This window comes from Paenibacillus sp. HW567 (assembly GCF_000374185.1).
Classification (GTDB): Bacteria; Bacillota; Bacilli; order Paenibacillales; family Paenibacillaceae; genus Paenibacillus_AQ.
Window position 1 is genome coordinate 6,407,166 of the sequence record NZ_KB910518.1, and the last position, 13,391, is coordinate 6,420,556.

Here is a 13,391-nt window from a genome sequence, read left to right on the forward strand (position 1 = left end):
GAAAGGAGAGTCTCAAGTTGGAAAAAGATGAACAGGCGAAAGAACCCCTCGTGTCAAAGCTATTCACCCCTGAAGGCAAGCCGATCCGGGTGTTGTCCACCTCGCTCGGCATCGCCCTGCTGGCCAATGCTTTATTCATCCCGGGGGGAGCGGCAAGCGGCTCCGCAGAGGAGCCGACGCTGGTCTCCTGGTCTACCGAAGAGGTCAAAGCTTATTTCGACAAAAATGTAGACTGGAACATTCCCTACCCGGAAGAGAGCGCCGGAGAGGTTGTTCAGGAGGACCAAGGAGCGACGACTTCGGGCGGGACGACAGTGATCAACAATTACGGCGGCTATAATTCCGGCTTTGGGTGGGATGATCTGCTGCTGTACCACATGCTGTTCAACAGCGGCTCGAACTATTCTTCGAGAGGCTGGTACAGCGATCACCGGACCTACTATGGTGGTACGAAGAAGACTTACAAGGCGCCGAGCTACAACAGCGGCAGCTTCCAGAACAAGCCGGTGGCAGGCTCAGTGGTGAAGCCGCGGACCTCCACCTCATCCACCGGTTCTATCACCAGAAGAAATACTTCATCCAAAGCGGGTGGGGTAGGGGGCAAGTCGAGCGGACTAAGCTCGTCCACCAGCTCAAGCAAGAGCAGCAAATCAGGCTCGATATCGAGATCAAGCTCCGGCAGAAGCAGCTCAAGCAAAAGCGGTTTTGGCGGATGACCCCGGCAGACAGCGTATTTGAGTTTCTGGATCAGTCGGGGCTGGAACGGGCGCCGCGGGTAGCGAGACTGCATGAGCTGGGCTTTACCTGGGCCGACCTGGAGGATGAAGAATACTGGATGGATGCGATTGCCGTGATGCGCGGCGAGACCTACAAGGAGCTGGAGGAAGCGTCAAGCATGCTCTGGTCTATTCTTGATAAGGCAGTCCGCTATGTTCATCAGCGGCATGACTTGTATGAGCTGCTTGGAATCCCGCCCGTACTGTGGCAGATGCTGGATGACACGCCAATGCCGGAGCAGGGGCTGATCAGCCGCTACGCGCGTTTTGATTTTGCTGTAGCCGGCGACGGGACCATTAAGCTGCTGGAGCTGAATGCCGATACGCCAACCGGCTATGTAGAAGCCTCCATCGCTACGCCGTGGATTTGCGGGCAGGCCGGAATTGCCAGCCGGAATACCGCGATGAAGGACCATCTCGCCGCGGCTTGGGCCATTGAGCAGCCGGATACCGCGGCTTGTGTCGCATATGGTTCGCATGAGGAGGACTCCGGGACCATTGAGGCGCTGGTGGCGCACAGCGGTCTGGATATCCGCTGTGTGGACTGTCTGGATCTGTGGATTGACGACGGAACCGTTATGGACGGAGAGAACCGGGTGATCCAGCGGATGTTCGCCCTTTACCCCAAGGAGTGGATGGCTGTGGACGATGGCGGCGAGGCGCTCGCCTATGCCATAGAGAGCGGGAAGCTGCAGTTATTCAACGGCCCGCACAGTATTCTGCTGCAGTCCAAGGGGCTGGTAGCGGTAGTATGGGGGATGTATGAGCTGGGCCTGCTCTACAATGAAGAGGAGCGCCAGGCTATATCCAGTTATATTTTGCCGACCTATAACAAGCCGGTATTCTCCGGCAGCTTTGTCTCCAAGTCCGTCTTTGGCCGCGAGGGGGGCTCGGTGCGGATTTTTGACGACAGCGGGTCGCTGGAAATAGAAGACGAGGATGGCTTTGACAGCAGCGTGCTGTTCCCTACGGTGTATCAGAAAAGAGCCGAAATGGCCCGCATACAGACAGCGGAAGGGGAGCTTCATTTACTGACCGGCATGTTCGTAATCAACGGCAAGCCCTGCGGGCTTCTGGGCCGGGCAGGCGGACCGATTACAGGCAATACCAGTCATTTTATTGCGCTAGGAGTGAGGGGGCTTGAAGATGAACAAGGGTAGAGAACGCCGGACCGGAGGCCGCAGACCGGCCCGGACGGGAGCTGTGCTCAGTATGCTGCTGCTGGCAGTGCTGCTGCTCAGCGCATGCTCCGGCAATAGTGTGTTTCATACAGATACCGAGACGACGGACAGCGTGTCGCGTGTGCCGTGGGATTACCGGCTGGTAGAGGGCACGGTGGGTGATCTGATCGGCAGCGATATGACGGTATTGCCGGACAATGAGATGCTTCCGAACGACGGCAATTATGCTACCGGTGATAAGATATGGACGCTGCAGTTCATGGATGCCGAGCTTGTGACGGATGCCGACCAGAAGAACGATATCCGGCTGTCTTCCTGGAGTACAATCAAATCCTATGGCGATCAGAAGTCGGCTATCGCCGATCTGAAGAACCTGAAGGTGTCGATCACTACCGATGTGGATCTGGTTGGGGTGTATAAGACTGAATACAAGAACAAAACCAGAAATTTTGCTGTCATTGAGCTGCCTTCCGGCAACCGGATCAAGCAGCCGATCGACGATAACCGCTACAAGGCGCTGGAGAAACAAAAGAAGGCCTCTGTGGTGCTGGAGGAAGTGCATGATTTCGCCGATTATGATTCGGCCTATGCTAAATTTCGGGGGTGGGCGAAATGACGATAGTTATTAATTTGGTAGTCAGTGTATTAACAATTATTCTGCTTCAAGTGCTTGGCATGTTTGTGTTCACCCTGATGACGCCGTTCAAGGACATGGAGGAGCTGAAGAAAGGCAATGTGGCCGTAGCCCTGGCGCTTGGCGGCAAATTTCTGGCGACGGCAATTATTCTTGGCGTAGCAGCGTATACGAATACTTCGATCTGGTTCATGATGCTCTGGTTCGCGGTAGGTTATGTCTGCCTGATCGCCGCTTACTGGATCTTTGAGCTGTTCACTCCCGGCTTCAGGATCTCCGATCATTTGAAGCAGGGAAATACCGCCGTTGGCACAATGCTCTGCATGGTATTCATCGGAACAGCCTTCGCTGTCAGCAGTCTGATCATTTAAGCCGATGCATTTCCTACTCAGAATCTCTACTAAATTGATGCGTCTGAGGAAACGGTCCATCGGGCTGGTTATCCTGAGCTTTATTGTTCTGAGCGCAACTATCGCGTTTATACTGGAACCGGATACCTTCCAAAATTGGTTCAATGCCTTCTACTGGGTAATGACCACGATGGCCACGGTTGGGTATGGAGACTTTTTTGCCAAAACAATAACCGGTAAGCTGTTTACCATATTCCTGTACATTTTCGGCATTGGCCTGCTCAGCTTGGTCATCGGGAAGATTATTGATGCAATGGGTGAGCTGCAAAGAAGGAGAGGAGCCGGGACCTTGAGCTTTCACGGGAAAGATCATGTTGTAGTGATTAATTGGAACCGCAAAACACAGGCTGCCGTTGCCGAGATTCTCAGCTACGCGCCGGACTGCCGGATTGTGATCATTGATGAGAGCGGGCAGCATCCGCTGGAGCAGATGGAGCAGGTTCACTTCATCAGCGGCGACGCTTCGAGCGACGACGTTCTGCTGAAGGCGAAAATTCAAACAGCCAGAGCAGCCATCGTATTCGGCGATACCCGGATTGATGAAGCCTCATTGACGGATGGCAAAACCTTGCTGATCGCCTCCAGCCTGGACCGGATTGCTCCCCAGGTACATACCACAGTGGAAATTATGCAGGAAAAGAACATTCAGAATTTCCACCATGTCCATGTGAATGAGTTCGTGCTTTCGCATGATGCCATCTCAAGGCTTGCCGTAAGGTCGGCGCTGCAGGAGGGGAACTCCGAGGTGATTACCCAACTGCTCAGCCGTCAGCATGGGGATGACATTTATGAAATCCCCCGGGATGCAACCTGGCACACCTACGGTGATGCCTTTCAGGCACTGCTGCTCCGGGGAGCAACCCTGCTGTCCGACCGTGGCGATCTGGGCATCAACCGCAAGCTGGATCAGCCCATTCCGGGGGATGCCCGGTTATACATCATATCGGATGATGAGACTTACCGGCAGATCAAGGGATAACCGGTCATTATATCCATACCAATAAGCATCAGAGCTGCCCGGGCCGCATAAGACCTGCCGGGCAGCTTTATTGCTTTTCGGGGAGTTGTTATACTATTACAAAGATCAAAACACCTTATCCTGAAGGATGTGATGGATTGGGAAAACCATTCAGCTCAGTGACTGTTGTTGTGCTGTCTCTACTCCTATTGACCTCCTGCGGCAATTTCGAAGCAGCGCCGGAGCCTTCCTCTCCAACTGCCGATATCACGGCTGTATCCCCTACACCAGCATCTGACCGGGGTACCCTTAACCGGAAAGAGCGACAAGAGCTATACGCTTTTATTAACAAGCAGCTTACGGGCCCTTACGGCGTGTATACGAATCTGCTGGAAACGGACGAATCGGGCGAAGCTGCGAGCGGTCATGAGATTCTTAGCGAATCGGCCTCGCTCCTGATGAGAACGGCTGTGCTTGAAGGAAGCAAGGAGCAATTTGCCGCCCGGTGGACTCTGGCGAAGCAAACCTTTGATATGGAGGGCGGCTTCAGCTACCGTTACAGCCCCAAGCTGCAGAAGCAATACCCTGTGAATGCGGCAGTGGATGACTTGCGTCTGATCGGAGCCTTGTATGGGGCCGGACAAGCTTTTAAGGAACCCGGCTACACTGCAGAGGCTGATAAATACGGGAAACGATTCTATGATAATAATGTTAAATCTGGTTATATGTATGATTTTTATGACAATGTTTACAAAACTACTAACAAGTTTGTGACTTTATGTTATATTGATCTGAGTGTTCTGCGAAATTTAGCGATTCCTATAGAAAAACGTAATCTTTTACTGCATAATATGGGTGGAATTCTCGAAGAGGGCTATTTGTCGGATGCGTTTCCCTTCTATGAGACTAGATTCGATTATGACACCGGGACCTATGGCTCAGAGGGGATTAATACGGTGGAATCACTGCTCTCGATTCTGCATTTGGCCGAGCTGAACCGGCAGAAGCCGGCGAGCATCTCCTATATCAAGGAGCAGGTGGCAGCAGGAACGCTGTACGGTCAATACACCCGGGACGGGAAACCGCTGAATGATATCCGTTCCACGGCGATTTACGCCCTTGCAGCCATGATTGGCGCGGAGGTCGGCGACGGCGCTCTCTATCAGGCCGGCATTGAACGGATGAATGAATTCCGTGTTACGGATGCCGGAAGTCCGCTGTACGGCGGGTTCGGAGACACCGGCACCGGTCAGGCCTATTCTTTTGACAACCTTATGGCTCTACTAGCCTATTCCTATTAACTCCAAACCGAAAGCAGTGAAGGTGAACCCGCATGATTGAAGACAACACATTACAAACCGCACCGCGCAAGCAAGTCATGCTTACTGGCCTCCGGTTAACGCCTGCTTCGGCAGCGGCCTTAGGAGTACTGCTGATTACAGTGTTCACTTTGTTTACGGCTCCTTATGTGGGGATGGCCGACAACGGCGACTTTTTTCGTATTATCTACAGCAACGGTCTATACTTCAACTTGCCGGACTACGACAGCAGGTATTTTGGCTATTTCGTGAAGCAGTTTGGAATCTATCAGTATTATAACGAGAATAGCTCGATGCTGGTATCCTCCCAATCGCTGTTTATCAAGCTGGCCGTCGTGGTCAATAAGCTGGTATTTAGTAAAGAGGTCTTCGATATCCGTTTTCAAGCGGCGATTTATGTGGTTTTATATGTGGCTGCCGTCTATTTATTGATTGAAGCTGTTACATACAAGATGTCCCGGAAGCGGGGAATGATAGTTGCGGGAATTGCTGTTTTTATATTCGGAGATACCGGGTATACGGCTTATTTCAACTCCTTTTTCAGCGAGAGCGTGGTGATGATCATGATGATCTTCGTGTTCGCCTCGTGGCTGCTGCTATACCGCAAGAGATATAACGATTATGTTATGCTGGGTCTTTTTCTGATCAGCACCCTCATCCTGACTACCTCCAAGCAACAAAATGCTCCGGTGGGCATGGTTATTTCCGTGTTTGCCGTTTCGCTAATCTGGATTCGTAAAGACCGTGTGTTTCGTTACCTTACGGCTGCTGCCATTGCACTCATGATGCTCGCCGGAATAGCAACCTATTTGAACATTTCGAAGGAATTTGTGAATATCAACCAATATCATGCGATGACCCGCGGGGTACTGATGGAATCGGAGAATCCGGAGACCGCCCTGAAGTCCTTCGGGATCAATGAACAATACGCCATTCTAAAACAAAATACGTATTACGACCAATACGGAACCGTTGATGTGAAAGCGGATATTCTGGAGAAGGAGTTCTACAGCCGGTACGGGTTTGTTTCCATTCTGAAATATTATGTAACGCATCCCGATCAGATGGGCTCCATTCTGAACACAGCCGCCAAGAGTGCGTATACGATCAAGCCTGCCGCTATGGGGAATTACGAGAAATCGGTGGGAAAAGAGTTCCGGGCGCAGAGCCACTTCTTCACCCTATACAGTGTTCTAAAAGAAAAGCTGGCTCCGCGGACCTTCGGCTTCATCCTCCTCTGGATGGCTGTGATCACGGGAGTGTACATGCCGTCCTTTGTGGCGGCGGTCAAGGCGCGGAATGTCCGCTCCATGCAGAGGTTAATGCTGATCGTGGCGACCATGCTTGTCGGTCTATCCGGGATTTTCGTCTCTATCATCGGGGCGGGCGATGCCGACATTGCCAAGCATGAATTTCTGTTCACACAGTCGTTCGATCTGGTGTCGTTCCTGGTTCTGGCCGGTGTCATCAGCCGTGGATTTCGCGCCCGGAGAAAGCTTCCTGCAGCCACAGAAGCTGCTCCCGCGCTCCCTGTGAATGCCGGAGCCGGAAAGGGCGTGAGCGTGTGAAGCGTGGAGGATTGATTGTTGTGCTGCTGCTCATGGCGGTGCTGCTGCTTCCCGCTCCCGCGCATTCCGCCGCCGCTCCGCAGCATGTTCTGCTGCTGTACGACAGCTTGGCGAAAGGAACTGCGCGGGAGGGCAATGTGGCAGAGCTGCAGCGGCTGCTGGCAGCCTACAGCACCAAGGTTACAGTATTGAGTCTGGATGAGTATGAGAAAGGCACCCTGGACTCCTACTCCAGAGTCATTACTGTTATTAACAGGGCCGATCTGTCCATTACAAACGGGAATTATCTCCAAGATATAGAGAGCTTCCAAGGGAAGCTGCTGTATACAGGCTACAGCATCCCGGGCCGCATGAAGCAGGAGCTGCACCTTACTACGGCTGTATGGTCTGAAGGGAGCGTGGCGCTCTCGGTGGGCGGGTTCTCCGGGACACATCTGCAGGTAGAGGAAATGCCCTATATTGCGGCAAGCAAGGCGGCACGTTCATATGGCAGCCTGTCGTTTCAAGACGGTGAACATGAGGTGCCATATGCCGTAAGCGGCGGACAATACACGTATGCGCCTTATCTGAAGCAAGGAGACGCAAGTGCAGCCGCGATGGCTTATGTGCTGAAGGATTGGCTGGCTTATTCGAAGGCTCCCCATACCTACCTGCTGCTAAAAGAGATTTACCCCTTCTCCAATCTGGATCTCCTGGAGAAGGCGGCGGATCAGTTGTATCAGAACGGTATTCCGTTCATAGCCAGTGTTCAGCCGGTGTTCGGCAACACTGACTTTCCGGCGATGAAGCGTTATCTGGAGGCGCTGAAAATTGTACAGTCCCGCAACGGCAGCATCCTTGTCAACGTGCCTGCGGTAAGACCTCCTATTAACAGCAACGATTTCTCACTGCACGACAAAATGAACGGTTTTATCAATGTCCTGATCAATAACGGGCTGGCTCCGCTGGGGGTCGGCGCGGAAAGCTATTGGAGCTATGACAAGGAATATGCAGGGCGGGGGATGAGCTTCTTTGATTCGGCGGTGCTGTATCCTGATGTGGAGGCGAGATACATGGATCAGACGAATGTATCCAAGGTATTCCCCTCTTCTGTATACAGTCTGACGCCGGAGTTCTTGCAGGGGCTGGGACACAGCTCCAAATCGACGCCGGAGCTGCCGATGGACATCGCGGTCACCTATGATTTTCCGGACAGTGAGGAAGGGCTGGAGAAGCTGCTGCAGAGTCTGGACCAGGCGTGGATTGCTTTTGCGGATTACAAGCACGAAGCCCACAAGGTGGTTACAGACACGAACACCGTGCTCTCTTCGGACGGGGTGATCAGGGTCAACGGCAAGGAATTGAATGTCGATTATACCCCGGAAGCTGTAAGCAGCGATTATAGCTATAAGGAAAAGCAGTTCCAAAGCTTCACGAAGCTGTTCAGTGTGCAGAATAAATTTTTTATCGTTGTGATTATTGCTGCACTGCTGCTGCTGGCTGTCTTGCTGTTGTTCGGCTACAGGCTGTACCGGAAGAAATATTTGAAGTAACGAAAACTAAGGTTAGGAGAACGAACATGACGATCTCGGACGTGCTGATGCTAATTGCGGTGATCTGCATCTGGTCTCTGCTGCTGGTGAATGTGGCTCTGATCATTGCGGGCTATCTGTATTACATGAAGACCGAAAGAGAAGCAGTACCGGAAATTGAAGGCGAGTATCCCTTCGTGACGATTATGGTTCCCGCGCATAATGAGGGTGTCGTCATCAGCAAAACCGTCGAGTCCCTGCTCGACCTTGATTACCCGCACGACCGGTATGAGATCATTGTAATTAACGACAATTCCTCCGATAACAGCGCCGTACTGCTGGGGGAAATTCAGCGCCGTTTTCCGCAGCGCAATCTGATGGTTATCAATACGGACTCTGTTATAGGCGGCAAAGGAAAGTCCAATGCGCTGAATATCGGCTTCGCCCGCAGCAAAGGTGAATTGATTGCGATCTATGATGCGGACAATACGCCGGAGAAATCCGCGCTGAAGTACCTGGTGGCCGAGATTATGCAGGATTCCACGCTCGGGGCGGTCATCGGCAAATTCCGTACCCGCAACCGCGATGCGAGCCTGCTCACCCGATTCATCAATATTGAGACCCTGTCGTTTCAATGGATGGCCCAGGCCGGGCGCTGGAAGCTGTTCAAGCTGTGTACGATTCCCGGGACCAACTTCATTATGCGCAGATCCATTGTGGAGAGCATCGGCGGCTGGGACGTCAAAGCGATAGCCGAGGATACGGAGATCAGCTTCCGCATTTACATGATGGGCTACCGGATCAAGTTTCAGCCGAAATCCGTAACCTGGGAGCAGGAGCCGCAGACGGTGAAGGTCTGGTTCAAGCAGCGTACCCGCTGGGCTAAGGGCAATATTTATGTAATTGTGAAGAACATTCCGCTACTGTTCAACAAATCAGCGGCAAAAATCCGCTTTGATATACTGTATTATCTGTCCATCTACTTCCTGCTGTTGATCTCATTGGTAACTTCCGATTTACTGCTGGTGCTTCATGCAATGGGTTATGTGCATACGACGATTGCCTCACTCAGCGGCTTCTTGTGGCTGCTCGCCATTATTCTGTTCGTTGTGGGCATCTTCGTTACGCTGACGACAGAGAAGGGCGAGATGAGCCTGTCCAATCTGTGGATCATCATGCTCATGTATGTATCGTATTGCCAGCTATGGATGGTCGTTGCCGCTTACGGCTTATATAACTACCTCAAGGACGTTATTTTTAAACGGGAAGCCAAATGGTACAAAACCGAACGCTACTGAAACGAAATCAGCGACACAGGAGACAGAATATGAACAAGAAACTTATGATGATATGGGTGCTGTGCCTCTCCCTTTTCCTGATCCCGATCCAGGCGGCGTCGGCCCTGGCTGCGGTTCCCGGGGACGGAAGGCTCACCTATGAAACTTTCTTTAGCGGCAGCGACAGTTCGCTTAAGGGCTCAAGCTCGCAGCAGCAGTTTTTTACTGTAATGGACTATTGGAATGTGGACAGCCTGAAGGTCAATCTGCATTTTCAGGTTTCACAGATTAACGAGGACCGGATCTCCAGTGTGACACTGTCGCTGAACGGCAGCCCGTTCTACTCTTTCAGGCCCTCCCGTGATAATAACGGGGAGCAGAGCCTGATAATTCCGGCGCCGAAAGGCTTCCTTAAGAAAGGCGTTAACACGCTGGGCATTCAGGGTTATCTACGGACAGCTAATTCAGATAATCAGGTCTGTTATGTGGATAATACGCCGGAGAACTGGCTGCATCTGTACAATACCTCCAGTGTTGAGGTGGCCTACACCCCTAAGGCGCTGACCGGCGGCATCAGCGATTTCAGTGCACGGTTCTCCGGCATGGATAACATCAAAAGCGGCAGCAGTCTCTTGACCGTACCGGATAATGCCAGCGGTGCAGAGCTGGAAGCAGCGACCTACGCCTTATCGGGCTTCGCCAAAGCCAATACGGTGAACGACAAGACGCTGCCCCTGCTGCCTTACAGTGAAGCAGCCATTAAGGACAAAGGGCTTGTGGTGCTGGTGGGGACGGTGGACCACCTGCCGAGCCAGTTCAAGAGCCAGCTCGATTCCTCTGTCAATCTGGGCACGCATGCCTTGATCCAGTTGGTCAACAAGGATAGCCAGCCCACACTGGTTGTAACCTCCAAGGAGGAAAGCCTGCTGATCAAAGCCGGACGGCTGATGCAGAACAGCCAACTGGTAAGCCAGATCAGCAGTGACACGAAGGCAGTCGATGATGCTACTGAGGTGGCTTCCCCATCGCTGGCCATCAGCTCCAACATTACTTTAACCGAAACCGGGGACAAGCTGACCGGTCCGAATCATCAGGAGCAGACCTATTTTGTGGCATTGCCGTCCAACCGCTCGATCGCGGATTCCGGTAAAATCAGCCTGAACTTCCGCTATGCGGAGAATCTTGATTTTAACCGTTCGCTGGTGACGGTGAGCGTTGGCGATACGCCGATTGGCAGCAAGAAGCTGTCGAAGGAGCTGGCTAACGGCGATACCCTGAATCTGGTGATTCCGAAAAGCCTGAACATCTCCGGGAACTTCTCGGTGAAGGTAGCGTTTGATCTGGAGATGCTGAGTGCGGTTTGTACTCCGAATACAGAGCAAATGCCTTGGGCTTATATCAGCAAGGAGACGGAGATGCACCTGAACACGAAGGACCGCACGGACCTGCTGTTCAACAATTATCCGTATCCGTTCCTGCGGGATGGAATCTACAATCATGTGGCTGTAGTACTGCCGCAGAAGATGGATAGCTATACCTATCAGAGTATGGCGGGCGTGTTCAACCTGCTTGGCCAATATGCGGGCGGCAATACGGGGGAGGTCAATTATTATACCGATGCCGTGGATGCCGCTACTCTGAAGGACGATAATATTATTGCCATCGGGTCTTATGCGGACAACAAGGTGATCCGCGACAATAACGATAAGCTGTATTTCCGGTACAGCAAGGATGGAAGTACCATTATCTCCAATGAGAAGATGAGCATTGAAGAGCGGTACGGTGCAGAAATCGGCACCCTGCAGCTTATAGTCTCGCCGTATGAGAGCGGACGGGGCATGCTTGCCGTGACAGGCGTCAGCTCGGAGGAGACTTATCTGGTCTCCAAGCTGATCGCCAGTGAGAAGGACAAATGGCGGGTATACGGAGACGGCGTAATCGCTGACAAGGACGGCAACGTCAGCGCCTTCCGCTTCAAGACCATTACCGGAGCGGCGAAGGAATCGGTTATCGCGCAGATCACGGACCGCAGCGATGTGCTCGGGTTCGTGGCAGCGGTCGTGCTTGCAGTCACGCTGGTGATTGTGGCGCTGCTACTGCTGCTTCGCAAACATCTGAAGAAACGTGGTGATAAGCGTGAGACGTAACCGCAGCAGCCTGTTCTCTGATCTCGGCTTTCTGGTCTTTCTGGTACTGGTATTCATATGTATCGTGTATATAGCAGGCTCGCCGGATCATTACATCCAGAACATTGTTATTTTGAATATTGCGTTTCTGCTGGCCCTGGTCACTTATTTCACAACGGTAACTGCAGGACTGGTGCTGAACCTGGCTTTTATCTTCGGTTATGGCTCCTTTATTATCTATCAGACGGTGTCGCAGGGAGATACGATTGGCGTGGGCACGTATTTCTGGCTGATAATGACTCCGCTGCTTACGGTGGTGCTGTGGGTCTTCACTGCGAGCATCCGGGAGCTGCAGGCCGAGAACGAGCGGCTGGAGCGGAGAACCGCCAATCTCGCTGCCGTTGACGAGAATACCGATCTGCGGAACAGCATTTCGTTCCAGAAGGATGCCAACCTGTTCACCGGCATCTCGACCCGGTATCAAATTCCGCTGACCCTGCTTGTGATCAAGGTGAAGTATTGGAACGAAATCCGCCGCCTGATCCCTGGAGAGCAGTTGTCCGAGGCAATCTACGATGTATCCCAGCTCAGCCAATCCAGCATCCGTACCAATGATGCGCTGTATTTGCTGGACAAGGAGGACGCCACCTGGGGTCTCTTGCTGTTCACGGACCGTGAAGGGGCCAAGATTGTTATTGAACGCATAAAGCTCAAGCTGCAGGAATTGAACGATACGGATTTCTCGCACAAATACAAGGTGAACCTGGGACTGAAGATCGGTGCCATGCAATATGATGCGGAGACCATTGAGAATCCGTTCGATTTCATTGTCCAGGCTAAGAAGCAATTGGAATATGATGTGTAATATAGATGGCGATGAGCGCGCTCAAGGCTCATCGCCTTTATTTTTTTGATATACTTAGCAGTACAAATACAAATAGAGGAGTGTTAGGCGATGAGTGCACCCTATGAATACGAAATAAGTCTGCCGGAGGATTATCAGAAGGAGGGGAAGTATCCGGTAGTCTTCCTGCTGCACGGCAAAGGCTCCGATGAGCGCGATATGCTCTCGCTTGCCGGGCCGCTCTCCGATGAATTCATACTGATCGGCATTCGCGGTGACCTGAGTGCCGGGACCGGTTATCAATACTATGAGTTGAAAAGTATCGGCAACCCTCTCCGGGAGCAGTTCGATCAAGCGGTAGAGAAGCTGGAGGAGTTTGTCCAGTATGCTTCGGAACGCTACCCGATCGACCCTGAGCGGCGGTATTTGCTGGGCTTCAGCCAAGGCGCGATTCTCTCGATGTCGCTGGGGCTTTCAATGGGCGAGGCGATCAAAGGCATCGTTGCGCTGAACGGCTACGTCCCGGAATTTGTGAAGACGGAATATGCGATCAAGAATATGGAGCGGGTCTCCGTGTTCATCTCCCACGGTGAACACGACACTGTCTTTCCGGTACGGATCGGTCACGAGACCGCAGCATATTTCCAAGGTCTGACTCCCCGGCTGACCTTCCGTACCTATCCTTCAGGCCACGGCGTGCTGCCGGAGAATCAACGGGATTTGCTGCACTGGCTGAAGCAGGATGCTGCGCTGGACTGACCGAGCAAGCGAATCATACAATTGTCTG

Annotated in this window: 12 protein-coding genes; all 12 read left to right on the top strand. The window is 52.5% G+C overall.

Features of this window, described 5'->3' with window-relative positions:
- Positions 1-17: 17 nt before the first annotated feature.
- The 12 genes from B212_RS0128655 to B212_RS0128710 all read left to right on the top strand — a co-directional run bounded on the left by B212_RS0128655 (position 18) and on the right by B212_RS0128710 (position 13,363).
- Positions 18-716 (top strand): hypothetical protein, encoded by a 699-nt coding sequence (locus tag B212_RS0128655; protein ID WP_019914771.1) that lies wholly within the window; start codon positions 18-20, stop codon positions 714-716.
- A complete protein-coding gene (locus B212_RS0128660; protein WP_019914772.1) occupies positions 713-1,936 on the top strand; it encodes a glutathionylspermidine synthase family protein in 1,224 nt (407 codons plus the stop codon). The genes B212_RS0128655 and B212_RS0128660 overlap by 4 nt, the downstream gene beginning before the upstream one ends.
- Positions 1,923-2,573, top strand: coding sequence for a hypothetical protein (locus B212_RS0128665; RefSeq protein ID WP_019914773.1), 651 nt, complete (start codon positions 1,923-1,925; stop codon positions 2,571-2,573). The genes B212_RS0128660 and B212_RS0128665 overlap by 14 nt, the downstream gene beginning before the upstream one ends.
- Positions 2,570-2,962, top strand: a complete 393-nt coding sequence (locus B212_RS0128670) for a DUF350 domain-containing protein (protein ID WP_019914774.1) — start codon at positions 2,570-2,572, stop codon at positions 2,960-2,962. The genes B212_RS0128665 and B212_RS0128670 overlap by 4 nt, the downstream gene beginning before the upstream one ends.
- A 37-nt stretch (positions 2,963-2,999) precedes the next feature.
- On the top strand, positions 3,000-3,980 hold the full coding sequence (locus tag B212_RS0128675; protein WP_019914775.1) for an ion channel: 981 nt from the start codon (positions 3,000-3,002) through the stop codon (positions 3,978-3,980).
- 137 nt (positions 3,981-4,117) lie between these two features.
- A complete protein-coding gene (locus tag B212_RS0128680) occupies positions 4,118-5,260 on the top strand; it encodes a hypothetical protein (protein WP_019914776.1) in 1,143 nt (380 codons plus the stop codon).
- Positions 5,261-5,292: 32 nt separating this feature from the next.
- Positions 5,293-6,846, top strand: coding sequence for a glycan biosynthesis hexose transferase WsfD (gene wsfD / locus B212_RS32685; protein ID WP_019914777.1), 1,554 nt, complete (start codon positions 5,293-5,295; stop codon positions 6,844-6,846).
- Positions 6,843-8,378: a hypothetical protein gene (locus B212_RS0128690; protein ID WP_028531089.1), complete on the top strand. Its 1,536-nt coding sequence runs from the start codon at positions 6,843-6,845 to the stop codon at positions 8,376-8,378. Before wsfD ends, B212_RS0128690 begins: the two co-directional genes overlap by 4 nt.
- Positions 8,379-8,404: 26 nt before the next feature.
- Positions 8,405-9,655: a glycosyltransferase family 2 protein gene (locus B212_RS0128695; protein WP_019914779.1), complete on the top strand. Its 1,251-nt coding sequence runs from the start codon at positions 8,405-8,407 to the stop codon at positions 9,653-9,655.
- Positions 9,656-9,684: 29 nt separating this feature from the next.
- On the top strand, positions 9,685-11,781 hold the full coding sequence (locus B212_RS0128700; RefSeq protein ID WP_019914781.1) for a cellulose biosynthesis cyclic di-GMP-binding regulatory protein BcsB: 2,097 nt from the start codon (positions 9,685-9,687) through the stop codon (positions 11,779-11,781).
- Positions 11,771-12,625: a diguanylate cyclase domain-containing protein gene (locus tag B212_RS0128705; RefSeq protein ID WP_019914782.1), complete on the top strand. Its 855-nt coding sequence runs from the start codon at positions 11,771-11,773 to the stop codon at positions 12,623-12,625. The genes B212_RS0128700 and B212_RS0128705 overlap by 11 nt, the downstream gene beginning before the upstream one ends.
- Before the next feature lie 90 nt (positions 12,626-12,715).
- Positions 12,716-13,363 carry an alpha/beta hydrolase gene (locus B212_RS0128710; RefSeq protein WP_019914783.1) on the top strand — a complete coding sequence of 216 codons (648 nt, stop codon included), beginning with the start codon at positions 12,716-12,718 and terminating at the stop codon, positions 13,361-13,363.
- Positions 13,364-13,391: the final 28 nt, after the last annotated feature.